This window comes from Kitasatospora sp. NPDC002965 (genome assembly GCF_040611255.1).
Classification (GTDB): Bacteria; Actinomycetota; Actinomycetes; order Streptomycetales; family Streptomycetaceae; genus Kitasatospora.
The window spans coordinates 32,577-57,668 of record NZ_JBEXNT010000020.1; the positions used below are offsets into that span (position 1 = coordinate 32,577).

23 protein-coding genes are annotated in these 25,092 nt (G+C 75.0%); 20 read left to right on the plus strand and 3 right to left on the minus strand.

Annotation, left to right across the window (positions count from 1 at the left end):
* The first annotated feature begins 2 nt into the window (after positions 1 to 2).
* Together ABZY91_RS11450 and ABZY91_RS11455 are read left to right on the plus strand one after the other, a co-directional pair.
* The gene (locus tag ABZY91_RS11450) at positions 3 to 1,121 is read left to right on the plus strand and encodes an amidohydrolase family protein (RefSeq protein ID WP_355401641.1); all 1,119 of its coding nucleotides are present in this window, start codon (positions 3 to 5) and stop codon (positions 1,119 to 1,121) included.
* A gap of 405 nt (positions 1,122 to 1,526) precedes the next feature.
* Positions 1,527 to 3,014, plus strand: coding sequence for a S8 family serine peptidase (locus ABZY91_RS11455; RefSeq protein WP_329883409.1), 1,488 nt, complete (start codon positions 1,527 to 1,529; stop codon positions 3,012 to 3,014).
* Between the two features lie 125 nt (positions 3,015 to 3,139).
* On the opposite strand, the gene ABZY91_RS11460 is transcribed toward ABZY91_RS11455, so the two are convergent.
* Positions 3,140 to 4,033: a HipA family kinase gene (locus ABZY91_RS11460; RefSeq protein ID WP_329949576.1), complete on the minus strand. Its 894-nt coding sequence runs from the start codon at positions 4,031 to 4,033 to the stop codon at positions 3,140 to 3,142.
* A gap of 182 nt (positions 4,034 to 4,215) precedes the next feature.
* Between ABZY91_RS11460 and ABZY91_RS11465 the strand changes: the two genes are divergently transcribed.
* From ABZY91_RS11465 to ABZY91_RS11505, 9 genes are all read left to right on the plus strand, one after another.
* On the plus strand, positions 4,216 to 4,656 hold the full coding sequence (locus tag ABZY91_RS11465) for an SRPBCC family protein (protein WP_329883411.1): 441 nt from the start codon (positions 4,216 to 4,218) through the stop codon (positions 4,654 to 4,656).
* Between the two features lie 236 nt (positions 4,657 to 4,892).
* Positions 4,893 to 6,047, plus strand: coding sequence for a glycosyltransferase (locus ABZY91_RS11470; RefSeq protein ID WP_355401643.1), 1,155 nt, complete (start codon positions 4,893 to 4,895; stop codon positions 6,045 to 6,047).
* A gap of 333 nt (positions 6,048 to 6,380) precedes the next feature.
* Complete coding sequence (locus tag ABZY91_RS11475; RefSeq protein WP_355401645.1) at positions 6,381 to 7,904, plus strand: sugar transferase; 1,524 nt, start codon at positions 6,381 to 6,383, stop codon at positions 7,902 to 7,904.
* A gap of 63 nt (positions 7,905 to 7,967) precedes the next feature.
* On the plus strand, positions 7,968 to 9,302 hold the full coding sequence (locus ABZY91_RS11480) for an O-antigen ligase family protein (RefSeq protein WP_355401647.1): 1,335 nt from the start codon (positions 7,968 to 7,970) through the stop codon (positions 9,300 to 9,302).
* A complete protein-coding gene (locus tag ABZY91_RS11485) occupies positions 9,299 to 11,032 on the plus strand; it encodes a lipid II flippase MurJ (protein WP_355401649.1) in 1,734 nt (577 codons plus the stop codon). The genes ABZY91_RS11480 and ABZY91_RS11485 overlap by 4 nt, the downstream gene beginning before the upstream one ends.
* Entirely contained in the window at positions 11,022 to 12,239 is a 1,218-nt protein-coding gene (locus ABZY91_RS11490; RefSeq protein ID WP_355401650.1) for a polysaccharide deacetylase family protein, read from the plus strand. The genes ABZY91_RS11485 and ABZY91_RS11490 overlap by 11 nt, the downstream gene beginning before the upstream one ends.
* Positions 12,236 to 13,351 (plus strand): glycosyltransferase, encoded by a 1,116-nt coding sequence (locus ABZY91_RS11495; protein WP_329883417.1) that lies wholly within the window; start codon positions 12,236 to 12,238, stop codon positions 13,349 to 13,351. Before ABZY91_RS11490 ends, ABZY91_RS11495 begins: the two co-directional genes overlap by 4 nt.
* A gap of 61 nt (positions 13,352 to 13,412) precedes the next feature.
* Complete coding sequence (locus tag ABZY91_RS11500) at positions 13,413 to 14,249, plus strand: hypothetical protein (protein ID WP_355401652.1); 837 nt, start codon at positions 13,413 to 13,415, stop codon at positions 14,247 to 14,249.
* Positions 14,246 to 15,412: a GNAT family N-acetyltransferase gene (locus ABZY91_RS11505; protein WP_355401654.1), complete on the plus strand. Its 1,167-nt coding sequence runs from the start codon at positions 14,246 to 14,248 to the stop codon at positions 15,410 to 15,412. Before ABZY91_RS11500 ends, ABZY91_RS11505 begins: the two co-directional genes overlap by 4 nt.
* A gap of 33 nt (positions 15,413 to 15,445) precedes the next feature.
* Here ABZY91_RS11505 and ABZY91_RS11510 read toward each other — a convergent pair whose 3' ends face one another.
* Positions 15,446 to 16,732, minus strand: coding sequence for a glycosyl hydrolase (locus tag ABZY91_RS11510; protein ID WP_355401656.1), 1,287 nt, complete (start codon positions 16,730 to 16,732; stop codon positions 15,446 to 15,448).
* Between the two features lie 360 nt (positions 16,733 to 17,092).
* On the opposite strand from ABZY91_RS11510, the gene ABZY91_RS11515 reads away from it, so the two are divergent.
* The 9 genes from ABZY91_RS11515 to ABZY91_RS11555 all read left to right on the plus strand — a co-directional run bounded on the left by ABZY91_RS11515 (position 17,093) and on the right by ABZY91_RS11555 (position 24,183).
* Positions 17,093 to 18,022, plus strand: coding sequence for a hypothetical protein (locus ABZY91_RS11515; protein ID WP_329883421.1), 930 nt, complete (start codon positions 17,093 to 17,095; stop codon positions 18,020 to 18,022).
* 211 nt (positions 18,023 to 18,233) lie between these two features.
* Complete coding sequence (gene abc-f / locus ABZY91_RS11520) at positions 18,234 to 19,832, plus strand: ribosomal protection-like ABC-F family protein (protein ID WP_329883422.1); 1,599 nt, start codon at positions 18,234 to 18,236, stop codon at positions 19,830 to 19,832.
* Between the two features lie 391 nt (positions 19,833 to 20,223).
* On the plus strand, positions 20,224 to 20,457 hold the full coding sequence (locus ABZY91_RS11525; protein ID WP_030059940.1) for a helix-turn-helix domain-containing protein: 234 nt from the start codon (positions 20,224 to 20,226) through the stop codon (positions 20,455 to 20,457).
* Between the two features lie 222 nt (positions 20,458 to 20,679).
* Positions 20,680 to 21,486, plus strand: coding sequence for an enoyl-CoA hydratase/isomerase family protein (locus ABZY91_RS11530; protein ID WP_355401659.1), 807 nt, complete (start codon positions 20,680 to 20,682; stop codon positions 21,484 to 21,486).
* A gap of 158 nt (positions 21,487 to 21,644) precedes the next feature.
* Positions 21,645 to 22,157, plus strand: a complete 513-nt coding sequence (locus ABZY91_RS11535) for an Asp23/Gls24 family envelope stress response protein (RefSeq protein ID WP_355401661.1) — start codon at positions 21,645 to 21,647, stop codon at positions 22,155 to 22,157.
* A 55-nt stretch (positions 22,158 to 22,212) separates the two neighbouring features.
* Positions 22,213 to 22,404: a hypothetical protein gene (locus ABZY91_RS11540; RefSeq protein ID WP_329883425.1), complete on the plus strand. Its 192-nt coding sequence runs from the start codon at positions 22,213 to 22,215 to the stop codon at positions 22,402 to 22,404.
* Positions 22,404 to 22,763, plus strand: a complete 360-nt coding sequence (locus ABZY91_RS11545; protein WP_355401663.1) for a hypothetical protein — start codon at positions 22,404 to 22,406, stop codon at positions 22,761 to 22,763. Before ABZY91_RS11540 ends, ABZY91_RS11545 begins: the two co-directional genes overlap by 1 nt.
* A 245-nt stretch (positions 22,764 to 23,008) precedes the next feature.
* A complete protein-coding gene (locus tag ABZY91_RS11550; RefSeq protein ID WP_355401665.1) occupies positions 23,009 to 23,542 on the plus strand; it encodes a DUF6286 domain-containing protein in 534 nt (177 codons plus the stop codon).
* Positions 23,539 to 24,183, plus strand: a complete 645-nt coding sequence (locus tag ABZY91_RS11555; protein ID WP_355401666.1) for an alkaline shock response membrane anchor protein AmaP — start codon at positions 23,539 to 23,541, stop codon at positions 24,181 to 24,183. Before ABZY91_RS11550 ends, ABZY91_RS11555 begins: the two co-directional genes overlap by 4 nt.
* A gap of 66 nt (positions 24,184 to 24,249) precedes the next feature.
* Here the strand turns inward: ABZY91_RS11555 and ABZY91_RS11560 are convergent, their stop codons facing one another.
* On the minus strand, positions 24,250 to 25,023 hold the full coding sequence (locus ABZY91_RS11560) for an SDR family oxidoreductase (RefSeq protein ID WP_355401668.1): 774 nt from the start codon (positions 25,021 to 25,023) through the stop codon (positions 24,250 to 24,252).
* Between the last annotated feature and the right edge of the window lie 69 nt (positions 25,024 to 25,092).

A 25,092-nucleotide genomic window follows, 5' to 3' on the forward strand; every position in this document is an offset into this window, starting at 1 on the left:
CGGTGCCCCCGCCGGACGTCCCCGCGCTGGTCGACCACCACTGCCACAGCGTGCTGACGGCCGAGCTCGCCGACGAGGACCTGGCGGGGCTGCTCACCGAGTCCGACCGCCCGCCCGCGCCCGGCACCTCGCCGTTCGACAGCGCGCTCGGCCTCGCCGTCCGCCGCTGGTGTCCGCCCGCGCTCGGGCTGCCCGCGCACGCCCCGGCCGAGGAGTACCTGGCCCGCCGGCGGGAGCTGGGCGCGCCGGAGGCGACACGCCGGCTGCTGGCGGCGGCCGGGCTGGAGACCTGCCTGGTCGACACCGGGCTGACCGCCGCCGCAGGCCGTCCCCTGCTGCCGCTCGACGCGTTCGCCGAGGCGGCCGGCGTCCGGGTCCGTGAGGTGGTCCGGCTGGAGCGGATCGCCGAGGCCGTCGCGGGCCCGGCGGGGGACTGGGCGCGGTCGGTGCGCGAGGCGCTGGCCGCGGCGGCGTCCGGCGCGGTCGCCGTGAAGTCCGTGCTGGCCTACCGGACCGGCCTGGAGGTGCCCGCCGAACGCCCCGGTCCGGCCGAGGTGGCGGCGGCCGCGGGGGAGCGGCTGCGGGCCGGGGGCGGCCGGCTGACCGACCGGGTGCTGCTGCACCACCTGCTCTGGACGGCGGTGGACGTCTGCGCCGACCTCGGTCTGCCGCTCCAGCTCCACACCGGCTTCGGTGATCCGGACCTCACCCTGCACCGGGCCGACCCGTCGCTGCTGGCGGGCTTCGTCCGGGCCGCCGAGCCGACGGGTGTCCCGCTGGTCCTGCTGCACGGCTACCCGTACCACCGGCAGGCCGCGTGGCTGGCGCACGTCTTCCCGCTCGTCCACACCGACCTCGGGCTGACCGCCTCCTACGTCGGCCCCCGGGTGGCGACGGTGCTCGGGGAGATGCTGGAGCTGGCGCCGTTCGGCAAGCTGCTGTTCTCCACCGACGCCTACGGCCTGCCGGAGCTGTACCTGGTCGGCGCGGCCCAGTTCCGGCACGGCCTGGGCACCCTGCTGGACGGCTGGCGGGCCGACGGCGCCTGCACCGCGGCCGACGCCGAGCGCCTCACCCGCCGGGTGGCCGCCGGCAACGCCCGACGGCTGTACGCGCTCTGAGCGGCCGGCAGGGCGTGAGGTCCGTCGCGCCGGTCCCGGACGGGCGGAGCCCGGGGCAGGGGTGACCGCGCCCGCCGCCCGGGGGGTCGACGGACATGGCTGTGCCGAGCTCTCCCGTGGTGTCGATCAGGACCCGATGGATCATGCCAGTCCGCGGCGGCCCGTGACGGTTGTTCGAACAGAATCCTTCGTCACACGGATCCGGTGCGGGCACGAAGGCCGGTTATTCACCGTATGGATTGACGAGGTGTCGCTCGCCCCGGAGCCGCAACCTTCGCAAGTGACCGAACGGTGTCGATTAGATGACTACCCCTTGCGGATTACGACACATGTTCACTAGCGTCCCGATCATTCCAGTGCACCTGCCAACCGCAGTTGCATGACGACTCGGGAGGGCCAACCCCTATGAGTGTTCCTCGGATCAGCCGGACCCGGTTCGCGGCGGTGGGCGTCGTCCTCGCCACCGCCGGCGCCCTCGCGCTGCCGGCCGGCACCGCCTTCGCCGCCGGTGCGGAGTCGACGACCGGTCCGCTGCTCAGCTACGTCGTCAACACCAAGGCCAACCACGGCCAGGTGCAGAAGGTCGAGACCGCGGTCAAGACCCTCGGCGGCTCCGTCGTGTACTCCTACGAGCAGATCGGCGTGGTGATCGCCCGCTCGACCGACACCCAGTTCGCCGCGAAGCTGCGCAAGGCCAAGGGCGTCGAGTCGGTCGGTGCCAGCCGCACCAAGGGCATCACGGCCTCCGAGGACCGGACCGCGGAGGTCGCCGCCGCGCCGACCGCCGCTCCCGCCGCCGGCGAGGAGCCCTACTGGGCCAACCAGTGGGACATGCGTCAGATCGGTGTCGACAAGGCCCACAAGCTGTCCCTGGGCAGCCGCAACGTCACCGTCGGCGTCCTGGACTCCGGCATCGACGGCACCCACGAGGACCTCGCCGCGAACGTCGACGCCTCGAAGTCGGTCTCCTGCATCGACGGCGGCAAGCCGAACACCGCCTGGGACGCCTGGCAGCCCGGCGTGGACGGCGCCCACGGCACCCACGTGGCCGGCACCATCGCCGCCGCCAAGAACGGCAAGGGCATCGAGGGCATCGCCCCGAACGTCAAGCTGGCCGCGGTCAAGGTCGTCGACGACGGCGGCTTCATCTACCCGGAGTACGCCATCTGCGGCTTCGTCTGGGCCGGTGAGCACAAGTTCGAGGTCACGAACAACAGCTACTTCGTCGACCCGTGGATGTTCAACTGCCAGGAGGACGCGGACCAGGCGGCGATCACCACCGCCGTCCGCCGCGCCGTCGAGTTCTCGCAGCGCAAGGGCGTCCTCAACGTCGCCGCGGCGGGCAACGAGAACATCGACCTCGCCCACAAGACCAAGGACGTCGCGAGCCCGGACGACACCACGCCGGCCGAGCGCCCGATCAACCAGAACTGCCTCAACCTGCCGACCGAGCTGGACGGCGTCGTGACGGTCTCCTCGGTGGGCGTCAAGGGCGACAAGTCGTACTACTCCAGCTACGGCAAGAACAAGGTCACCGTCGCCGCCCCCGGTGGCGACCGGATCTACCAGATCCCGGACACCCCGGACAAGAACGGCCGCGTGCTGTCCACCATCCCGGGTGGCGGCTACGGCTACATGCAGGGCACCTCGATGGCCTCGCCGCACGCCGCCGGTGTGCTCGCCCTGCTGGCGAGCACCTTCCCGTGGGCCAGCCCGGAGGAGCTCACCGAGCTGATCACCAACCAGGCCGAGTCGCACGCCTGCCCGTCGGGCCCGTACAACCCGGGCGGCACCGGCGTCTGGGCCGCCACCTGTGAGGGCGGCGTGGACGACAACGGCTTCTACGGCGCCGGCATCATCAACGCCGAGAAGGCGGTCCAGTGGTGGCGCTGAGCAGCTGACACGCTGATCGGCCGCTGAACCCCCGACGGGGGCGGGACACCAGTCCCGCCCCCGTTCCGCGTGTCCGCGCCCGGGCGGCGTGCCGAGCCGTCCGGCCCGGCGCGCCACCGGGCCGCTCACTCGACGTGCTGCTCCCAGGCGGTCTCCACCGAGGGCTTGCCGTGCAGGTCCGGGACGTCCTGGAGCCAGGCGGGCCGGCCGGCCCTGGTCCGGGCGGCCCGCCGCTGCTCGGTCTCGCGCAGCTGGTCGGGCGTGGCGAACCCCTCCGGCAGCCACTGCGCGGAGCGCGCGGCCCGGGCGGCCAGGTGCGCGACGTAGGCGCCGCGCAGCTCCGCCACCGAGTCGAAGCCGGGCTCGCCGGCCAGCCACTCGTCCGGGACGAGCGCCAGCACCTCCGCCAGCAGTCCGGCGGTGACCAGCGGCCCGAGCTCCTCGTCGGCGAGCCGGACGTCCGGCCGGTACCCGCCGAGGGCGTGCGCGCTCAGGTCGTACCGCTTGCCGACGGCGGACGCGGCGGCGGACCAGCGGTGGTGGAAGATCAGCGCGGCGCCGTTGTCGATCAACCAGAGGGCGCCGTGCCAGACCATCAGGTTGGGGTTGTGCACGGTCCGGTCGACGTTGCCGGTCAGCGCGTCCAGCCAGACGACCCGCCCGGCCAGGACCGGGTCGACGTCGATCATGCCGGGCCTGAAGTCGCGGGCGCCGGGCAGCAGGTCCATGCCGAGGTTGATCCCGCGACTGGACCGCAGGATGTCCTGGATCTCGGCGTCCGGTTCGCCGTCGGCGACCGCCGGGTCGAAGTCGACGAGTCGCAGCTCGGGCACCGGCAGGCCGAGCCGCCGGGCCAGCTCGCCGACGATCACCTCGGCCACCAGCGCCTTGCGGCCCTGCGCGGCCCCGGAGAACTTGACCACGTAGGTGCCCAGGTCGTCGGTCTCCACGACACCGGGGACGGAACCGCCGGCCCGCAGGGGGTCGACGTAGCGCACTGCTGTCACCTGATCGAGCACACCTGCCACCCTAATGCCCGCCCCCGGAGACCAGGGCGGCGGCCGGTGCGGCGGGGCTCCTGTGATTGGCTTGCCGGTGGCCCGGACGATCGCGCGCCACCGGGGACCACACGGACCGGACGGCCGCGGCACGCGCCGGGCGACTCCACCACACCGGACGACCTGACGAGGAGAGCACGACCATGGGACAGGTGCAGGCCACCACCGAGCGGGTCTACGACGCGGCCCCCGAGCGGGTGTACGAGGCGCTGGCCGACTACCAGGTGACCCGCCCCAAGCTGCTGCCCGAGCAGTACAGCGAGTACGAGGTCCGGGTCGGCGGCACGGGCGCGGGCACCCAGGTGCACTGGAAGCTGCAGGCCACCGAGAAGCGGATCCGCGACTGCCTGTTCACCGTCTCGGCGCCGCAGCCGGACCAGCTGGTGGAGCGGGACGCGAACTCCACCATGGTGATCACCTGGACCGTCTCGGCGGTCGGCGAGGGCCGGTCGAAGGTCACCGTCACGGCGTCCTGGCGGGGCGCGACCGGCATCGGCGGCTTCTTCGAGCGGACCTTCGCCCCGAAGGGCCTGAACCGGATCCACGACCAGGTGCTGGCCAACCTGGCCGCCGAGGTCCGCTGACGCCGACCCGACCCCTCACGACCGGTCCCGGGCCGGCCCGTCACGACCCGCCCCGGGCCGTGACGGCCCCGGGTGCGACGGCCCGGGCCTGCTGAAACCGTCCTTCGGCTCGCTCGGGATTTCGACCGGTCCGTCCACCCGTACGAGCGGAAAGCCGTACGGGTGGACGCCCGCCACGTGCGGGTGACGGCGGCCCCGCGGCACGGTGCGCCCACCCTAGGCTCGCCGCCGTGCATATGACGATCCTTCACATTTCGCAGCCCGTCGACGGCGGGGTCGCCCGCGTCGTCGTCGACCTCGTCCGGGGCCAGCGCGAGGCCGGCCACCGGGTGCTGGTCGCCTGTCCGCGCGGCGGCCGGCTGGCCGAGGAGGCCGGCGCGGTCGGCGCGCTGGTCCTGGACTGGCCGGCCCGGCGCTCGCCCGGCCCGGCCACCGCCGCCGAGGCGTGGCGGCTGCGCCGGATCGTCCGGGCGGCCGCGCCCGACATGGTCCACCTGCACAGCGCCAAGGCCGGGCTGGCCGGCCGGCTCGCGGTCCGGGGCGCCGCGCCGACCGTCTTCCAGCCGCACGCCTGGTCGTTCGCCGCCGTGGACGGCGCGCTGGCCGCCGCGACCCTGCGCTGGGAGCGGTACGCGACCCGCTGGGCGCACCGGCTGCTCTGCGTCTCGGTCCAGGAGCGGGCCGACGGTGTCGCGGCGGGCCTGCACGCCGACTGGGCGGTGGTGCCCAACGGTGTCGACGTCCGCCACTACGCACCGGCCGAGCGCCGGGCCGCCCGGGTCATGCTCGGCCTGGAGCTGGACGCCCCGCTCGCGGTCTGCGTGGGCCGGCTCTGTCGCCAGAAGGGGCAGGACGTGCTGCTCGACGCCTGGCCGGAGGTGCAGCGCCGGGTGCCGTCGGCCCGGCTGGCGCTGGTCGGCGGCGGGCCGGAGGAGGCCCGGCTGGCCGCCGTCGTCCGGGAGTCGGCCGAGCCGGCCCGGGTCCGGCTGGTCGGGGACGTCGCGGATCCGCGGCCGTGGCTCGCCGCGGCCGACCTGGTGGTGCTGCCCTCGCGCTGGGAGGGCATGGCGCTCGCCCCGCTGGAGGCGATGGCCTCCGGCCGTCCGGTGCTGCTGACCGACGTTCCGGGGGCCCGTGAATGCCTGCCGCCGGTCGAACGGAAGTCCGCCGTGGTACCGCCGGAGGACGCCGCCGCGCTCGCCACCCGAATGGCCGAAGCATTGTCCGATCCGATCGAGTGCGAGCGACGCGGCGCACGCCTGCGTGAGCACGCGGCGGCTCGCCATGATGTTCGCTCGGTGGTCGAACAGGTGGACGCGCTCTACCGGGATCTGCTGGGGGCCGGTCCTGCGGCCGGGCGCCGCCGCGCCCGTGTCCCGCAGCGGATCTGATCGTTTCACATGCCGTGAATGCCCGCCGGTCCGGCGCTGTCGTATTCGCACCCTCAGCCGGTTGTGGGTGAGGCGTGAAATCAGAAATACCTATTAATGGGCGGCTGGAATGAAATGGCAAGTCGACTTCCAGCATTCCGGCCGGCGTTCGGTATTGTCTGATTTTGCCTGCTTCATTTCGATTTCACGCCGGGAATTCGCGAGAAATCCGAAAGCCGCCAGCGGTGGCAGGTGCAGTCAGGACCGCGCCCACCGGGTCGGGACGGCCGCCCCGGGCCAACCGGTGCCGGACCGCCGTCACCCCGGGCACACAGCAGGGGAGTTCGTGCGCTGATGACCATTGACCACGACAGCGTGCCACGGCCCGGCCGGCCCCTGTCCGGCCAGCGCAGGCCCGCCACCGGGCTGCTCGACCGCCCGGCAGGGACCGCCCAGACCCGCAGCGCCCCGGCGGCCAGGCGCCGCCGCCGCCCGGTCCGCTCCCGGATCGCCCTGCCCGTCGCCCTGGTCGTCGTCGACGCCTTCGCCCTGTGCACCGCCACCGGGATCGCCAACCGCGCCCTCGACCCCGCCGTCCGGGTCGCGCCGCTGCTCGGCGTGGCCGCCCTGCTGCCGCTGCTGCTGCTCCTCAACCTGGCCGGCGGCCTGTACCGCAGCCGGCTCACCCTCTCCGTCCTCGACGAGCTGCCCGCGCTGACCGTCCGGGCCGTCGTCGCCACCGCCTTCGCCGTCACCCTGGCCGGCTGCCTCGAAGGCCACTGGCCCGACTCCGGTCCCGCCACCCCGGCCCGGCTGACCGTCCTGCTGGGTACCCAGCTGCTGCTCGCCGTCTGCGTCCGCGCGGTGCTCTACCACCTGGTCCGCCGGATCCGCCGCAGCCGCCCCAGCCCCGTGCTGGTGCTCGGCGCCGGCCGGCTCGGCCGGCGGGTCGCCGCCGCCCTCAGCGAGCGCGGCGAGTACGGGATGCGCCCGGTCGGCTTCCTCGACGCCGACCCGGCGCTGCTCGCCGGCGACACCGACCTGCCCGTCCTCGGCGGCCGTGAGGTCCTGGAGCGCGAGATCCGGCGCCACCGCGTCCACCACGTGGTCGCCACCGCCGGCGCCGCCGACGAGGCCGAGACCGCCGCCGCCCTGCGCGACGCCGCCCGGCTCGGCTGCCAGGTCTGGCTGGTCCCCGCCCTGCGCGAGTACGGATCGCTCGGCGCCGGACGGCTCGCCGGCGCCGACCACCTCTGGGGCTTCCCCTGTCTGCGCGTCGGGCGCGCGGCGATGCGCCGCCCCGGCTGGATCGCCAAGCGCACCCTGGACGTCACCGCCGCCGGGCTCGGCCTGCTGCTGCTCGCCCCCGTCCTCGTCCTCTGCGCGCTCGCGGTCCGCTTCGACACCGGCCCCGGCGTGCTCTTCCGCCAGCAGCGCACCGGCCTCGACGGACGGGTCTTCACCGTCCTCAAGTTCCGCACCCTGCGGCCCAGCAACGAGCACGAGTCCGCCACCCGCTGGAACATCTCCCAGGACCACCGGATGGGCGCCGTCGGCCGCCTGATGCGCCGCAGCTCCCTGGACGAGCTCCCGCAGCTCTGGAACGTCCTGCGCGGCGACATGAGCCTGGTCGGCCCGCGCCCCGAGCGCCCCTACTTCGTCATGCGGTTCAGCCAGGCCTACCCCGAGTACGCGGACCGCCACCGCGTCCCGGTCGGCCTCACCGGCCTCGCCCAGGTCAACGGCCTGCGCGGGGACACCTCGATCGAGGACCGGGCCCGCTTCGACAACCGCTACATCGAGAGCTGGAGCCTCTGGCAGGACGTCAAGATCCTGTGCCGCACCGCGGTCCTGATGCTCCACCCGGACGGGAGCTGACCCAGCGTGGCCCTGACCCTTGCCACACCTCCCCGCCCCGCACACCTCTTACGGCGTGCGGGGGTGCTCCTCCAGGACCGCCCCGCCCTGCTCGCCGCCGCCACCGTGCTGCTGGTCTGCGTCCCCACCGGGGAGAAGGACGTGGCCGCCGCCGTCCACGTCACCGCCGCGGACCTCGCCTCGCTCGCACTGGTCGCCCTCACCGCCGTCAACCTGCTGCGCGGCCGGACGCCCGCGATCGGCCGCGCCGACGCCGTCCGGTTCGGCGCCGTGGTCGCCGCCGCGGCCGTCGCCACCGTGGGCTCGATCGACCCGGCCACCAGCCTCACCGGCTTCGTCCGGCTCACCCAGGTCTTCGTGCTCGTCCCCGCCGCCGTGCTCTGCTCCCTGCGCGACCGCACCGACCAGCGCCTCGTCCTCGGCTCCTTCGTGGTCGCCGCGCTGGTCCAGGGCGTCGTCGGCGTCCACCAGTTCCTCACCGGGACGGGCGCCTCCTACACGGGCCGGCCGATCCGCGCCGTCGGCACCTTCGGCGCGCTGGACATCATGGCGATGTCCACCGTCGTCGCCTACGGCCTGCTCGCCGCCCTCGCCCTCGCCCTGGGCGAACGCGGCCCGGCCGGCGACCCCCGGCTCCGGCGGGCGCTGTTCACGGCCGCCGCCTTCCTGACCTTCCCGCTCGCCGTCTCCTTCAGCCGCGGCAGCTGGATCGCCACCGCCGCGGCCGCCGCCGTCCTGCTGCTGCGCGCCGACGCCCGGCTCGCCGTGCGCAGCGCCGTCCTCGGCCTGGCCGCCGCCGTCGTCCTGGTCGGCGGCCTCGGCCTCGGCGGCTCCGGTGTCACCGCCCGGATCAGCTCGATCGGCTCCGTCTCCGAGGCCCCCGACCAGTCGGTCTCCGACCGCTACGACCTGTGGGCCACCGCAGGGCGGATCTGGCAGGACCACCCGTTCTCCGGCGCCGGACCCAAGGCCTTCCAGCAACTGCGCGACAGCCACGCCCCGTTGCGGCTCTCCTCCGGCAGCGACGCCGCGGACGCCACCATCGGGTTCCAGCGCGAACCGCTGCTCTCCCCGCACAACATGTACTTCCTGGTGCTCAGCGAGCAGGGGCTGACCGGCATCGTCGCCTACGGCGTGCTCTTCCTCGGCCTCCTCCTCGGCTGCCTCCGGCACGCCCGCGGCCCGGGCCTGGCGGCGCTCGCCCTGCTCACCTGGGTCCTGGTCGACTTCCTCTACGCCGACATCGGCGGCACCACGACCGTGCTGACCTCCGTGGTCCTCGGCCTCGCCGCCCGAGCCGCCAGAGCCCCCCGCGGCGCCGGAGCCCCCCGAACCGCCGGAGCCCCCCGAACCGCCGGAGCCCCCCGCGGCGCGGGCCCGGAGGCGGCGGCCCGATGAGCACCGACCAGCCCACCGCGCTCACCCCGGCCCTGCCGGCCCCCCGGTCCGCGCCCGCCGACCCCGCCGTCGCCGACCCCGCAGCCGCCCCCCGGCGCGGCTTCCTCGCCAAGGCCTTCGGCGTCACCGCCGTCCTCAGTGCCGCCGGTTCCGCCCTCGGCCTGCTCCGCGACCTCCTGCTGGCCCGCTACTTCGGCGCCAACCAGGGCACCGACGCCTTCCTGGTCGCCTGGACCGTCCCCGAGACCGCCGCACCGCTGCTGATCGAGGACGCCATGTCCTTCCTCATGGTGCCCGCCTTCGCCCTCGCCCTGGTGCTCCGCGAGGAGAACCCCGACGGCCCCGACCCGGTCCGCCAACTGGTCCGCGCCACCCTGCCCTGGCTGCTGCTCGCGCTCTCCACGCTCTCCCTCGGCGCGGCACTCGGCGCCCCCTGGTTCGTCGACGTGCTGGCCCCGGGCCTGGCCAACCCCGGACTCGCCGTCACCTGCACCCGGATCACCGCGATCACCGTGCTGCCCTTCGGCGTGGCCGGCTACCTCGCCGCAGCCCTGCGCGCCCACCACCGCTTCACCGCCCCGGCCGGGATCTACGTCGCCTACAACGTCGGCATCCTCGGCGTCCTGCTCAGCTGCCACGCGATCTGGGGCGTCCGCTCCGCCGCCCTCGGCGTCGCCCTCGGCAGCCTGCTGATGGCGGGCCTGCTGATCGTCCCCTTCCTGCACGGGCTGCGCACCGGACCGGGCGCCCGCCCCGCCCGCGGCCGCCGCCCCCGCAGCAAGGCCCTCGTGCTGATCCCGCTCGCCCTGCTGCCGGTCGCCGCCTTCACCCTGACCCGCCAGTCCCAGGTCTTCATCGAGCGGTTCCTCGGCTCCGAGCTGCCGGCCGGCACCATCTCGCACCTCAACTACGCCGCCAAGGTCTCCCAGCTCGCCATGACCGCCGGCATCCTGATCTGCACCGTCACCTTCCCCCTGGTCGCCCGGGCGCTCGCCGCCGGCGACCTCACCGCCGCCCGCGACCGCGTCGAGAAGGACCTGGGCCAGGCCGCCGCCGTCGTCCTGCTCGGCACCGCCTTCCTGCTCGCCTGCGCGCCGTCGGTGGTCGCGCTGCTCTTCGAACGCGGCGCTTTCGGCCCCCGGGACACCTCCGCCACCGCCGCCGTCATCCGCGTCTACAGCTTCGGCCTGCCCGCGCAGGCGCTGATCGGCGTGATGATCCGCCCCTACTTCTCGCTCCGCCCGGTGGTCCGCCGGGCCGGCGACCCCAGCCCCGACGACGGCGGACGCCGGCTGCTCGACTGGTACCCGGCCGCCGCGATGGCGTTCGGCCTGGTCGTCACCGTCGTCGGCGGTCTGCTCGCCACCCCCCGGTTCGGTGCCCCGGGGCTGGCGGCCGGGAACGCGGTCGGCATCACCGCCACCGCGGCGCTCCTGCTGCACGGCCTGGTCCTGCGCGGCATCCCGCTGCGCCTGCGCCTCGTCCTCGGCGGCCACGCCCGGCTGCTGGCCTCCGCCGCCGGCGCCGTCGCGCTCGGCACCCCCGTCGCCGGCCTCACCGCCGACCCCCTGCTCTCGACCCTGTGCGGGGGCCTCACCGTGGCGCTGGTCTTCGCCGCCCTGGGCACCGTCCTCGGCGCCCGCGAGGTGCGCGGACCGGTCCGCGCCGCAGCCCGGGCCCTGGGCCCGTCACCTGTCGCCGATGAAGGGAAGCCTCCCCATGGACGCTGAACGGGGATTCGTCCGGCCGGTCCTGTCGGGCGTCCGCCGCCCCGCCGCACCCGGTGCGCCGGCCGCGGTCGGCCCGCACACCGACGCGCCGCGCCCCGACGCACCACGGCCGGGCACCCGCCGACCACCGGCACAGCTGCCGAGGAGCCGCCGCCCGATCGCCGAGGCACCCGCACCGGAGCCCTCCTCGCCGTGGATCCTGATGTACCACTCGGTGGCCGTCGAGGACGAGGACCCCTACCAGCTGACCGTCAGCCCCGAACGGTTCGCCGAACAGATCGCCTGGCTGCACCGGTGCGGCCGGCGCGGCGTCTCGGTCCGCGAGCTGATGCGGGCCAGGGCCGCCGGCCGGGACGACAAGCTGGTCGGCCTCACCTTCGACGACGGCTACGCCGACTTCGGCCGCTACGCCGTGCCGATCCTTCAGGCCTACGGCTTCACCGCCACCGCCTACGTGGTCGCCGACCTGCTGGGCCGGGCCAACGACTGGGACACCGAGGGCCCGCGCAAGAAGCTGCTCACCGTCCAGGAGGTCACCGACCTCGCCGCGGCCGGCTGGGAGATCGGTTCGCACGGCCTCGGCCACCGGGCGCTGTCCGGCCTGCCCGCCGACGTGCTCGCCGACCAGACCCGGGAGAGCCGCCGGGCCCTGGAGGAGATGGTCGGCGGTCCGGTCACCGGCTTCTGCTACCCGTACGGCGCCGTCGACCTGGCCGCCACCCACGCCGTCCGGGACGCCGGCTACGACTACGCCTGCGCGATCGCGCACTCCCCGCTCACCGGCAGGTACGCGTTGCCGCGCTGCTACGTCGGCGACCGCGACGGCGCCTGGCGGCTGCGCGCCAAGCGCGGCCGGCACCGCCTCCGCGACACCGTCACCGAACTGCGCCGTACCCGTCTCGCCGCCCGCACCCGCCCCGAGCGTCCGGACCAGGCCGAGCGCCCGGTCCGGGCCGACCGTACGGACCGTGCGGACCGCCCCGAGCCGAAGGTCCGCGCCGAGCCGAAGGTCCGCGCCGAGCCGAAGGTCCGCGCCGCCGAGGGCGACCAGCGGCCCGGGAACGACGCGGTCGCACCCGTCCGGCGGTCCGGCGAACCCGGCGGGGCCCGGACGCACCTCCCGCCCGCCGGACCCGCGGACGGTGCCGCCCGCGGGTCCGAGCGCCCCGGCGGAGAGCGGGCGGGCCACGGCAGGGCCGCCCGATGAAGGTGCTGCACATCGTCACCGGCCTCGCCTCGGGCGGCGCCGAACGCCAGCTCCAGCTGGTGCTCCGGTACCTGCCCGCGCACCAGCACTGCGAGGTCCTGGCGCTGACCAACCCCGGCACGGTCGCCGCCGCCCTGCGCGCCGAGGGCGTCACCGTGCACCACCTCGGCATGCGCGGCAACCGGGACGTCGGCGCGCTGCCCCGGCTGGCCCGCCTGATCCGGGCCGGCCGCTACGACGTGGTGCACACCCACCTCTACCGGGCCGGACTGTACGGCCGGCTGGCCGCCAGGCTGGCCGGGGTCCGGGCCGTGGTGGCCACCGAACACTCGCTGCACGCCGGGGTGATCGAGGGCCGGCCGGTCACCCGCGGCGTCAAGGGCCTCTACCTGGCCGCCGAACGGCTCGGCACCACCACCGTCGCGGTCTCCCGGCAGGTCGCCCAGACCCTGCACGGCTGGGGCGTCCCGCCGGGCCGGGTGGAGCTGATCCCCAACGGCATCGACGCCGACCGCTACCGCCGGCAGGATGCCGACCGGGCTGCCACCCGCGCCCGGCTGCGCGCCGAACTCGGCCTGCCGCCCGGGAGCTGGGTGGTCGGCGGAGTCGGCCGCCTGGTCCCCGGCAAGCGCTTCCCGGTGCTGCTGGAGGCGCTCGCCGAACTCGACGGCGCGGCCCGCCTGGTGCTGGTCGGCGAGGGTCCGGAACGCGCCGCCCTGGAGCGCCGGGCCGCCGAACTCGGCGTCCGCGACCGGCTGGTGCTCACCGGCGAGCGTGACGACGTCCCCGACCTGCTCACCGCGCTGGACGTGCTCGCCGCGCCCTCCACCGAGGAGACCTTCGGACTCGGCGTCCTGGAGGGGCTGGCGGCCGGCCTCCCGGTCCGCCACAGCGCCTGTCCGGCCCTGGACGAACTGCCGCCCAGCGCCGCCCCGCAGGCCCGCCGGATCCCGTCGGACGCCGCCGCGTACGCCACCGCGCTGGGCGAGCTGCGCCACCTCAACGACCACAGCACCGACCCGCTGCCCCGGCCCCCCGCGGTCGGCCACTACGACATCGTCCGGGTGGCCGCCGACCTCGGCGCCCTCTACGACCGCCTGGTCCCCGCCTGAGCCGGCAGCTCCCCAGTCGCCGGGCCGCCGGCCGGGCGGCCCCCGTATCCAAGGAGTCCCGATGACCGAACCGCGCCGAAGCGCCCGTCTCCTGGTCCGCCGCTGGTGGCCGCTGGCCCTCGCGGTGCCCCTGGGTGCCGCCGCCGGCGCCGGGTACGCCGTCGTCGCCCACCCCTCGTACGCCGCCGACTCCTACGTGATCGTGGTGGCGGAGAACCCGGGCGAGAGCGTCACGGCCGTCAACTTCGCCCAGGCGTACGGCCGGCTTGCCGGCCGGCCGCAGGTGCTCGCGGCAGCCGCCGCGGAGACCGGGCACAGCCGGTCCGAGCTGGAGGCCCTGGTGCACGGCACCACCTCGCCGGACGCCCCGATGATCGAGATCACCGGCACCGGGGCGGACCCGCAGGAGGCCGTCCTGACGGCCGACGCGGTGGCCCGCTCCCTGGTCGCCTTCGCCAACGGCAGCACCAAGGAGACCGGCGTCCGGCTGGTCCCGCTCGCGGCCGCCGCCGAGCCCGAGCGGCCCACCACCCCCTCCGGGCGGCTGGACGTGGCGGTCGGCGGTGCGGCGGGCGTGCTGATCGGCGCGCTGGTGATGATGACCCGCCGCCGGAGCGACAGCGCCGCCGGCCCCGCGGCCGGGGCGGCGCCCGTCCCGACCGCTCCGCGCCCGCGCACCGCCGAGCCCGGGGCGGAACCCGTGGCCGGCCACGGCCCGGAGCCCCGGCCCGAGGCCGGGACCGAGGGCACGGCCGAGGTCACGGCCGCGTCCGGGACCGGCGACACGGCGGCCCGGGCCGGAAAGCCGGACCGGGCCGGAAAGGCCGGGCCCGCCGCGGACGCGGCTCCGGCCGAGTCGGAGAACAGGACCAAGACCGTGGCCGGGAGCGGACGATGAGCACCGAGGCAGCCGCCCCGACCACGGGGCTCCCCGCCCAGGCCTGCGCACCGCGCTGGACCACCGAGCTGCGCCGCGAGGACGACGCGCTCGACACCCTCGCCGAGGAGTGGGACGACCTCGTCACCCGCTGCCGGACCGCCACCTTCTTCCAGGCCGCCGTCTGGCAGCGTTCCTGGTGGCGCAACTACGGACGCCCCGGCGCCCTGCTGGTGATCCTGGTCCGCCGTGACGGCCGGCTGGTCGGCGCGGGCGCGTTCCAGCGCCGCGGCGGCCCGCTGGGCGGCCTGACCGGCCTCGGTGACGGGCTGATCGACTTCACGGACATCCTGCTCGACGACTCCTGCGCCGACCGCGCCGCCGCCGAGTTCGCCGCCGCGCTCCCGCTCACCCGCCCCTGGCACAGCCTGGACCTGCGCGAGGTCCACCCGGAGGCCGCCGTCCAGCGGGTCTTCGCGCACTGGCGCGGCCGGCGCCGGCGGTTCACCGACTCGCTCTGCCAGTACCTGCCGGCCGTCCCGATGGAGCAGCTGCTCAAGCGGGTGCCGGGCAAGACCGCCCAGCGCAGCCGGGTCAAGCTGCGCAAGATCGCCGAATCGGGCGTGGAGGTGCGCTCGACGCCCCCGGCGGAGGTGCCGGAGGCCCTGGCCGGGCTGCTGCGGCTGCACTTCCTCCAGTGGGCCGACCGCGGGGTCACCCCGGAGCACCGCACCGAGCGGTTCGCGCGTCACCTGGACGAGTCGACCACCGGCCTGGTGGCCACCGGCCGGGCCGCCGTCCACCAGTACTGGCTGGACGGCGAGCTGGTCGCGGTCAACCTGCTGCTGCTCTGCCCGTCCTTCGGCGGCCTCTACATGTACGGCGCGCACCCGAGGCTGCGCGAGCGGCTGGACATCGCGGGCCTGCTGTTCGGCGCCGCGCTGGACGAGACGGTCGGCGCGGGCATCCCGGTGCTGGGCCTGCTGCGGGGCCAGGAGCCGTACAAGCAGCGCTGGCGGCCGGACCGGCTGCCGAACCAGCGGCTGCTGTTCGGCCCGCGCGGCCCGGCCCCGGCCGCCGCGGTCCGGTGCGGGGCCGTCCGCTCCCGGCAGGCCGCGGTGCGCGTGCTCAGCAGCCGGCTGCCGAAGCTGAAGGAGTCCCTGCTCGCCCGCCGCCGGAGCTGAACGGACACTCCGGGGGCGTCTGCCGGACACGTCCTAGCGCCGCGCGGGGGCGGCGGTCGGCGAGGCGCTCGGTGAGGGACCGGCCGACGGGCTCGGTGAGGGGCTCGCCGACGGGCTCGCCGTGGCGGACGGCTGCGCGGAGGCCGCCGCCGAGGCCGAGGCCGGGGCCGGGGTGGTGGGCGAGGCCGGGGGACCGGTCGGTGCGCCGGCCGGCGCCGGCGGTGCGGACGGCATCGTGGGCGCCGCCGGTGCCGGGGGCGCCGTCGGCACGGCCGCGGCCGGTGCCCCCGGGGAGCCGCCCATCAGCTGCCGGAACCGGGCGCTGGACCGCGGGTTGCGGTCGCACTGCCAGAAGCCGTGCGGGCAGTAGTCGGTGACCGTCTGGTAGGCGGTGTCGTGGGTGCGGATCCACTCCACCATCCGCTGCACGAACTCCGGGTTGTCGCCGTTCCGGAACAGCCCCCACTCCGGGTACGAGACCGGCTTGCCGCGCTTGGCGGCGAACTCCACCTGGTCCAGCAGCCCGTACGGCTCGTGCACGTAGTCGTCGAAGGTCGCGCCGGCCGGCTGGTCGTAGCTGTCCATGCCGATGATGTCCACCACGTCGTCGCCCGGGTAGCACTTGGTCCACGGGATCGCGTCCAGCCCGCGGTTGGGCGTGAAGTCGAAACGGAACCGCTGCCCGGGCACCGACCGCATCACGGTGACGATCCGCCGCCAGTACGTCTTCCAGGCCGCGGGGTCGGGCTTGCAGCGGTGGGTGTAGGTGACCCCGTTCATCTCCCAGCCGAGGGTGAGGACGGTGTCCGCGCCGCCGAGCGCCACCAGCCGGCGGGCCAGCTTGAGGAAGTGCCGGTCGAAGTCCCCGCGCGCGCCCTGGGCGAGCAGCTTCGCGACCTCGCCGTCCGGCACGTTCGCCTCGTTGGGGACGAGCATCGGCACGCCGAGGACGAGCGTGCGGGACGGGTCCGCCTGGCGCCACTGCGACCACATGCCGAGCACCATCGCCTCGCCCTCGACGTCGGCCCAGCCGTTGCCCGCCAGATAGGTGTGGCCGACCTGGAGGTTGGCGTTGTTGAGCCACTGCGCGTAGCGGCCGATCTGCGGGATGTACCGGTCCCAGGAGCCGACGAACGCCCCGAACGGGGGCTCGTGCTTGGGCCGCTGGACGACCGGGCGTGGTGCGGCGCCGCGCGGCGAGATGGCGTCGGAGGAGAGCGCGTGCCGTTCGGTCTGGCTCAGCGGGGTGCCGGCGGGGACGCTGGCGGTGGTGAGCAGCAGCAGGGCGGCGGCGGCCAGCGCCAGGCGGCCGAATCGCATGGTCTCTCCTCGGGCGGGGGCCTCGGTGGGGCAGGGCGGAGGGCGACGCAACGTGACGCCCCGATTGCCGACAGTAGGCCCGCCGGGCGGAGGAAAAGCCGAATGTCACCCTAAAGTGGGCGCTATTCGAACGCCGTCCGGCGGTGTGCCGTGTATCACCTCTGTAACAGTCCCGGAGGCCCGGGGAGCCCTACCCGCGCCCCGGGCCCGGGCGGGGCCCGGGGCGCCGCCGGGCCCGACGGCGCAGGTCGGTGGGCGGCGTCGGCCGGCCCGTGCGAAACCGGCCGGCGAGGTTCCGCCGTCCGGCCGTACGGAGAGGTCCGGCTGACTCGCGCGGGCGGTGAAAGGTACGCTCCGCCCGTGTCCTGGAAGTCGCGCGCCCTCAGCCCCCGATCGATCCTGCCTGCCCTGGCGGTGCTGCTGGTCCTTGTGGCGGGCGCGGCCGCGCACGCCAACAAGCCGGTTCCGTTCGGTGACCGGGTGGCCGCACCGGGCGCCTCGGACGCGAGCCCGGACGCCGTGAAGTCCCTGGACGCGGCCGACCTCGACCTGAGGGTCGGACCGGGCCTGGAGGCGTACCACAAGGCCACCGGGGAGCACGCCTGGTCGTACCAGCGGGAGGGCGCCACCGCGCTCTACCTGTCGATGGCGGGCGAGAACGCCGTGGTGGTCTGGGACGACGGCCTGGTCACCTCCGTGCGGCCCGGCGACCACGAGGTGCGCTGGCACCGCGCGGTGCCCGGCCTGGCCGACTGGCTGCGCGCCGACGGCGAGCCCGGCGCCGACAAGCGCACCGAGGAGCAGCGCAAGCAGCTCGCGACCGAGCGGGCGGCGGCCTCGCTGCGGACGGTCCAGCAGTCCGCGCCCTGGGTGGCGGTGGTCACACCCAATCTGACGATGGGCTTCCGCGACGCGGACGGGGACCTGCGCTACAACTCCAAGCCGGCCGGCAACTGCGTCTACGACCCGACCCGCACGGTGGCCAGCGACTTCGCGGTGCTGGTTCCGCGCAGCTGCTCCAACAGCAGCGGCCAGTCGGTCTCCGGCGGGATCTCCGGCTACCGGCTGGACAGCAGCGGCTGGCAGCTCAACGCCGGCCCGGGCGTCTCGATGAAGGCGCTGGACGGCCGCCGGGTGCTGATCTCGGACGGCCCGATCGTCGCTCCCAAGGTCTTCGACACCCGCGCGGCCGCGCCCGAGGCCGCCTGTGGCAGCCCGGCCGAGCCGTTCGCCGCCGTCCGCCCGGAGGGCAGCTGCGCGGCGCCGGCGGACGGGCAGCAGCCGCGGTAGCCGGCCCTCCGGGTACCCCCGGCCGGTAATCCCTCGGGGTTCGCTCGCGCGGCCCGGTAGACTTGCCGTCATGGCTGTTCTCTCCGTGCACTAGCGGGCGAGCGGCGCCGCGCCGTGCGGTCCGCCGAGCCTCCGCCGACGCCCTTCACCCGCCGTCCCGGCCCGTGCCCCGTCCGGGCGCCCGCCCACGCCCCAGGAGTAGTCCCCAGCCATGATTTCCGCCAACGCCCTTGAGCTGCGTGCCGGTGCCCGGATCCTGATCGAGTCGGCGAGCTTCAAGGTCGCCCCCGGCGACCGGATCGGCCTGGTCGGTCGCAACGGCGCCGGCAAGACCACGCTCACCAAGGTGCTGGCCGGCGAGGGCATCCCCGCCTCCGGCACGGTGACCCGCTCGGGCGAGGTCGGCTACCTGCCGCAGGACCCCCGCACCGGCGACCTCGACGTCCTCGCCAAGGACCGCATCCTCTCCGCCCGCGGCCTCGACACCGTGCTGAAGAAGATGCGCGAGAACGAGGACCGGATGGCGAACGGCAAGGGCGCCACCCAGGAGAACGCGATGAAGAAGTACGCGCGCCTGGAGACGGAGTTCCTGACCAAGGGCGGGTACGCGGCCGAGGCCGAGGCCGCCACCATCGCCGCCGCCCTGGGCCTGCCGGATCGCATCCTCAACCAGGAGCTGCACACGCTCTCCGGTGGTCAGCGCCGCCGCGTCGAGCTGGCCCGGATCCTGTTCTCCGACTCCGACGTGCTGCTGCTCGACGAGCCCACCAACCACCTCGACGCGGACTCGATCGTCTGGCTGCGGGACTTCCTGAAGACCTACAAGGGCGGCTTCATCGTCATCTCGCACGATGTCGAGCTGGTCGAGACGGTCGTCAACAAGGTCTTCTACCTGGACGCCAACCGCTCCGCGATCGACGTCTACAACATGGGCTGGAAGCAGTACCAGCAGCAGCGCGAGGACGACGAGAAGCGCCGCAGGCGCGAGCGGACCAACGCCGAGAAGAAGGCCGCGACGCTGAACGCGCAGGCGGACAAGATGCGCGCCAAGGCGACCAAGACGGTGGCCGCGCAGAACATGGCCCGCCGCGCCGAGAAGCTGCTCTCCGGCCTGGACCAGGTCCGGCAGAGCGACAAGGTCGCCAAGCTGCGGTTCCCGGACCCGGCGCCCTGCGGCAAGACCCCGATGACGGCGCGCGACCTGTCGAAGTCCTACGGCTCGCTGGAGATCTTCGCCGGCGTGGACCTGGCCATCGACCGCGGTTCGCGCGTCGTGGTGCTCGGGCTCAACGGTGCGGGCAAGACCACGCTGCTGCGGATGCTGGCCGGGGTGGAGAAGCCGGACACCGGCGAGGTGATCCCGGGCCACGGCCTGAAGGTCGGTTACTACGCCCAGGAGCACGAGACCCTGGACCCGGAGCGGACGGTGCTGGAGAACATGCGTTCCTCCGCGCCCGACACCGACCTGGTGCAGATCCGGAAGATCCTCGGCTCGTTCCTCTTCTCCGGCGACGACGTCGACAAGCCGGCCGGGGTGCTCTCCGGCGGTGAGAAGACCCGTCTCGCGCTGGCCGCGCTGGTGGTCTCCAGTGCCAACGTGCTGCTGCTCGACGAGCCCACCAACAACCTGGACCCGGCCAGCCGCGAGGAGATCCTCGGCGCGCTGCGCGAGTTCAGCGGCGCGGTCGTGCTGGTCACCCACGACGAGGGCGCGGTCGACGCGCTCCAGCCGGAGCGGATCATCCTGCTGCCGGACGGCGTGGAGGACCTCTGGAGCCCCGCCTACAACGACCTGGTCACGCTGGCCTGATCCCGCCGACCTCCCGGTGCCCGGTCGCCCGTACGGACGGCCGGGCATCCGCCTGTCCGTCTGGCCGGAACTAGACATTCCATCCACATTTTGGACCAGAAAAACTAGTCCCTTCGGCGTGTCCGGGAATGAAGAGGTCCCGCATTCCGTTTAAGGAGCTTCCGTCGGCCCGCCACTCGATCGTGGCCGGGCCGACGCTGCTGATCAGCCCTTTCTCGCCGGACGGCGGTATTCGTCCGGGGGCGTGCACTCTGCGTGAGCGCCCTTGTGCGCTCGGATCACTACCGAAGGACCGCGCATTCCCGACATGGACCTTGTCGAATGGGTGGCCAGGACGCGGTGGATGGGTGATCATGGGAATCTGACCGAGCAACGCTACGAGGAGGCACGGGTGGCCGAGACTCTGAAAAAGGGCAGCCGGGTAACCGGTGCCGCGCGTGAGAAGCTCGCGGCCGATCTCAAGAAGAAGTACGACTCCGGGGCGAGCATTCGCGCTCTCGCGGAGGAGACCGGCCGCTCGTACGGCTTCGTGCACCGGATGCTGAGCGAGTCCGGAGTGATTCTCCGGGGCCGCGGCGGTGCCACGCGGGGCAAGAACAAAGCTACTGCCGGGGCAGGTTCCTGACGCTCCGTCGGTCAACGGACGGATGACTCGGCGGCAGGGCGCCGGCCGGGGAGGCGACCGAGGGTCGTCCACTCCCCGGTCCGAGTGAACCGGCCGCCGATCGTCATATCCGCGACCGGTGCGCGGGCGGGCCGTCCGCCGCTCCGTGCTGCCCCCTGCCGTCGCTCCACCAGTTTTGTTACTCTCCGGTAGCCAAGCATCCTCGCCACCGGAGGTCCCCTCATGACCGCTCCCGCCACCGATCCGCAGACCCCGAGCCGGGAGCGGGACGGCGTCCGCCTGGAGATCGACGGCGCACTCGCCGTCGTCACCCTCTGTCAGCCCGAGCGGCGCAACGCCCAGTCGCCCGCCCTGTGGCGCGCCCTGTCCGCCGTCGGCCGCGACCTGCCCGGCACCGTCCGGGTGGTGCTGCTCCGCGCCGAGGGCGTCTCCTTCTCGGCGGGCCTCGACCGTGCGATGTTCACCCCCGAGGGCATCCCCGGCGAGCCCAGCTTCCTCCAGCTCGCCGCCGCCGAGCCCGAGGAGCTCGACGGGATCATCGCCGGTTACCAGGAGGCCTTCAGCTGGTGGCGCCGCCCCGACCTGGTCACCATCGCCGTCGTCCAGGGCCACGCGGTCGGCGCCGGCTTCCAGCTCGCCCTCGGCTGTGACCTGCGGGTGGTCGCCGACGACGTGCAGTTCTCCATGAAGGAGACCTCGCTGGGCCTCGTCCCCGACCTCGCCGGCACCAAACCGCTCACCGAACTCGTCGGTTACGCGCGGGCGCTGGAGATCTGCGCGACCGGGCGCTGGGTCGGCGCCGAGGAGGCCGCGGCGATCGGTCTGGCCAACCTGGCCGTCCCCGCGGGCGAGCTGGACGCCGCCGCCCGCGACCTCGCCGCCGCCCTGCTCGCCGCACCGCGCAACGCCGTGATCGAGACCAAGGCCCTGCTCCAGGGCGCCGGTGGCCGCTCCTACGACGAGCAGCGCTCGGCCGAACGGGCGGCCCAGGCCCGCCGTCTGCGCGACCTGGCCGGCATCGGGGACTGACCGGCCTCCCCGGCCGGCGAAGGCCCTGCCCCCCGAGGCGACCTCGGGGGGCAGGGCCTTCGCCGTACCGGCCGGTTCCGGGGGCGAGATTCGTGGCGAAATGCCAGAGTTGGAGCGATTTGCGATATAGCTGGAGCCGTACGACGGGAGATGAGCCCATGCCTGACACTCCGACGCCCGCCACCCTGCACAAGAACCCCTCCACCGGTGCCTCCACCGGTGGCTCCTCGACCGCCGGCCTCGGCGGGGCCGCCGGTGAACGCGGTCGCACCGCGCTCGCCGTCGGCGTGGTCGAGAAGATCGCCGGGATGGCGGCCCGCGAGGTGACCGGCATCCACTCCCTCGGCTCCGGGCTCGCCCGCACCTTCGCCGCGATGCGCGACCGGGTCCCCGGCGGGCGCGGCAACATCGGACGCGGCATCAAGGCGGAGGTGGGGGAGAAGCAGACCGCCATCGACATCGCGCTGGTCGTCGAGTACGGCGTCGTCATCCCCGAACTCGCCCGGCAGGTACGGGAGAACATCGTCGACGCGGTCGAGCGGATGACCGGGCTGGAAGTCGTCGAGGTCAACATCGCCGTCAACGACGTCCACCTGCCCGACGAGCCGGACATCGAGGAGGAGGAAGAGGAGCTCCCCTCCTCCGGCCAGCAGCGGCCCAAGCTGAAGTAGTCCCTGTGCGGCAGCACGCCCGGAGCGGCGGGCGGCGGAAGACGAGGTGGAACGGATGAACCTGGCCCTCATCGGCCTGGTGGTGGGAATGGCCCTCGGCTTCGCCGGCTACTTCGGCGGGTTCGCGGCGTTCCTGCTGGTGGCGGCCCTCGGGGTGGTCGGCTTCGTGGTCGGCCGCCTGCTGGAGGGCGACCTCGAACTCGGTGACCTCGGCGACCTCCTGCGCGGCCGCGACCGGCGCCGCTGATGGCGGCCCTCGTCCCGGTGCCCGCCACCCGCGAACCCGGAGCGCGCGGCCGGCTGCGCATCGCCGACCGCGTCTACGCGCGGATCGCCGCCCGGGCCGCCGGTGAGGCGCTCGCCGAGGTCCGGCCGGGCCGGAGCGGACCGGGCGGGCCGCCGAAGGTCTCCGTCACCGGCCCCGCTTCGCCCTCCGCCGCCGTCACCGTCAGGGTCGCCGTCGACCTGCCGTTCCCCGCCGACCTCGCCGCCCTCGCCCGGGCCGTCCGCGACCGGGTGGCCGCCCAGGTCGGTGCGCTGACCGGGACCCGGGTGGCCGAGGTGGTGGTCGTGGTGGAACGGCTCGTCACCGAGGGCACGGGATGACCGGGCCGGCGGAGGGGGAGCCGGGGGCGCCGCCCGTGGAGCCCGCCGTACCGGCGGAGGCTGCCGGGGCGGCGGCGTCAGGAGCGCATACGCAGTCCGGAGCGCATGAGGTGCTTGGGGGTCCTGAGGGGCCTGCGGGGCCCGCCGTGCCGGCGGAGGCCGGTGCGGCCGGGGGACCGGCTCCGGAGCCCGGGCCCGCCGCGGTCCGGGTGCCGCGGCTGCGGGCACCGCGGACCACGGCCGCCGTGGTGGTCGCGACGGTGGTCCTGGTGGCCGCGGTGGCGCTGCTCTACGACGTGGTCGCCGTCCGCACCGGGCACGCCGCCCGCCGCTGGCGTGCCGAGATCGCCGACGAACTGGCCACCCGGCACCTCGACGACACCTGGGTGCTGCTCGGAGCGGGCGCGGCCACCCTGCTCGGCGGCTGGCTGCTCTGGCTCGCCCTCGCCCCCGGCCTGAGCCGCTGGCTCCCGCTCCGCCCGGTCGGCGGCACCTCCGCGGCCATCGACCGGTCCGGCGTGACCGCGTTGCTGGTCCACCGGGCCGCCGACCTGCCGGGCGTCGAGCACCTGCGCGTGCGGACCGGCCGCCGACGGGTCCGGATCACCCTCACCGGCCCGGCCGATCCGGCCTCGGTGCAGCGGAAGCTGCGGGACGAGCTGGCGGTCGTCGGGTTGGCGAGACCGCTGCGGCTGGACGTCAGGACCCGGCGCGGGCGCCGGCGCGGGTCCGGCGGGGGAGTGCAGGGCGCCGTCGTGGAGGGTGGTGGGAGCGGGTGAGCCGGAGCACCGTCAACCGGGTGCTGGTGGGTGCGGTCGGGGTGGTCCTGCTGGTGGCCGGGCTGCTGGTCCTGGCCGGGGGCCTCGACCTGTACCGGAGGCTGGGCGTGGATCTGCCGGACCGGTGGCCGCAGGCCTCGCCGGACCGGCCGGTGATCGGTGCGCGGGCGCGGACCCGCTGGGTGGCCGAGGCCTGGTGGTGGCCTGCGGTGATCGCCGGGCTGGCCGTGGTGGTCGTCGGGACCGCCTGGTGGCTGCTCGCCCAGCTGCGGCGGAGCGGGCCGGCGACCGTGCCGGTGCCGACCCCCGGCACGCCGGGGCTGCGGCTGCGGCTGCGCACCGGAGCACTGGAGGACGCTCTGGAGACCGGCACCGTGGCGCTCCCCGAGGTCGAGCGGGTGGGTGTCCGGCTGCTGCGCGGAGCCCGGCACCCCCGGTTGCGGGCGGCCGTCCGGATGACGTCCGGCGGCGATCCGGCGGCGCTCGCCGAGCACTTCGAGACCGGCCCGCGTACCGATGCACTGGTCAGTCTCGGGCTGTCGGACCTTCCGGCCGACCTGCGGATCCGGGTGGTGCCGGCGAGGCACGAGACCGCCGCGCGGCGCGGCGGACGGCGCGACAAGCACCCGCGCGTGCTCTGACCGCCCGGCGCATCCGCCGGCCGCGCGCCGGGCGGATGCCTCCACGCGCGGCCGGCGAACGCCGTCCTACAGCCCGGGCAGTGCGCCGCCGTCGACCGGGATCATCACACCGGTGAGGTAGGAAGCGGCGGGGGAGAGCAGGAACGCGGCGACCTTCCCGAACTCCTCCGGGGTGCCGTAGCGGCCGAGCGGGATGGCGGCGCTGTGGTGGACGCGGGAGGCCTCCGCGTCGCCGCCGAGCGCGTCGAGCTCGCGCACCCGGTCGGTGTCGATCCGGGCCGGGAGCAGGCCGACCACCCGGATGCCGCGCGGACCGAGCTCGGCGGCCAGCGACTTGGCGGCCATCGCCAGGCCGGGGCGCAGACCGTTCGAGATGCCGAGACCCGGGATGGGCTGGCGGACCGAGCCGGAGAGCACGAACCCGATCACCCCGCCCTCGCCGAGCGTCGCGGCGGCGGTCCGGGCGATCCGCAGCGCGCCGAGGAACACCGACTCGAACGCGTCGCGCCAGGCCTCCTCGGGGACGGTGCCCACCGGGCCCGCCTGCGGACCGCCGACGCTGATCAGCACGCCGTCCAGCCGGCCGAACCGCTCGACGGCCTCGCGGACCAGCCGCTCGGCGGTCTCCGGGGCGGCGTTGTCGGCCACCAGCCCGTGCACCGCGTCCGCTCCGCCGCCGAGTCCGGCGAGTTCGGCGACCGCCGCGTCCACCGACTCCCGGCTCCGGCCGCTCACCAGCACCCGCGCACCGTCGGCGGCCAGCTCGCGGGCGGTCGCGAGGCCCAGGCCCCGGGTGGCGCCGGTGACCACGTACACCTTGTCCTGCAGTCCAAGATCCATGGGGCCATCCTGCCGGGTGAGGGCGGGCGGAAGGTAGTGCGGACGCGGCGGGGCCCGGGCCCGCGCCGC

What these genes read in the sequence shown, in the direction of transcription:
- ABZY91_RS11455 (WP_329883409.1), top strand. Translation starts at nt 1,527, where the DNA reads ATGAGTGTTCCTCGGATCAGCCGGACCCGGTTCGCGGCGGTGGGCGTC.
- ABZY91_RS11465 (WP_329883411.1), top strand. Translation starts at nt 4,216, where the DNA reads ATGGGACAGGTGCAGGCCACCACCGAGCGGGTCTACGACGCGGCCCCC.
- ABZY91_RS11470 (WP_355401643.1), top strand. Translation starts at nt 4,893, where the DNA reads ATGACGATCCTTCACATTTCGCAGCCCGTCGACGGCGGGGTCGCCCGC.
- ABZY91_RS11475 (WP_355401645.1), top strand. Translation starts at nt 6,381, where the DNA reads ATGACCATTGACCACGACAGCGTGCCACGGCCCGGCCGGCCCCTGTCC.
- ABZY91_RS11485 (WP_355401649.1), top strand. Translation starts at nt 9,299, where the DNA reads ATGAGCACCGACCAGCCCACCGCGCTCACCCCGGCCCTGCCGGCCCCC.
- ABZY91_RS11490 (WP_355401650.1), top strand. Translation starts at nt 11,022, where the DNA reads ATGGACGCTGAACGGGGATTCGTCCGGCCGGTCCTGTCGGGCGTCCGC.
- ABZY91_RS11495 (WP_329883417.1), top strand. Translation starts at nt 12,236, where the DNA reads ATGAAGGTGCTGCACATCGTCACCGGCCTCGCCTCGGGCGGCGCCGAA.
- ABZY91_RS11500 (WP_355401652.1), top strand. Translation starts at nt 13,413, where the DNA reads ATGACCGAACCGCGCCGAAGCGCCCGTCTCCTGGTCCGCCGCTGGTGG.
- ABZY91_RS11505 (WP_355401654.1), top strand. Translation starts at nt 14,246, where the DNA reads ATGAGCACCGAGGCAGCCGCCCCGACCACGGGGCTCCCCGCCCAGGCC.
- ABZY91_RS11510 (WP_355401656.1), bottom strand. Translation starts at nt 16,732, where the DNA reads ATGCGATTCGGCCGCCTGGCGCTGGCCGCCGCCGCCCTGCTGCTGCTC.
- abc-f (WP_329883422.1), top strand. Translation starts at nt 18,234, where the DNA reads ATGATTTCCGCCAACGCCCTTGAGCTGCGTGCCGGTGCCCGGATCCTG.
- ABZY91_RS11530 (WP_355401659.1), top strand. Translation starts at nt 20,680, where the DNA reads ATGACCGCTCCCGCCACCGATCCGCAGACCCCGAGCCGGGAGCGGGAC.
- ABZY91_RS11535 (WP_355401661.1), top strand. Translation starts at nt 21,645, where the DNA reads ATGCCTGACACTCCGACGCCCGCCACCCTGCACAAGAACCCCTCCACC.
- ABZY91_RS11540 (WP_329883425.1), top strand. Translation starts at nt 22,213, where the DNA reads ATGAACCTGGCCCTCATCGGCCTGGTGGTGGGAATGGCCCTCGGCTTC.
- ABZY91_RS11545 (WP_355401663.1), top strand. Translation starts at nt 22,404, where the DNA reads ATGGCGGCCCTCGTCCCGGTGCCCGCCACCCGCGAACCCGGAGCGCGC.
- ABZY91_RS11560 (WP_355401668.1), bottom strand. Translation starts at nt 25,023, where the DNA reads ATGGATCTTGGACTGCAGGACAAGGTGTACGTGGTCACCGGCGCCACC.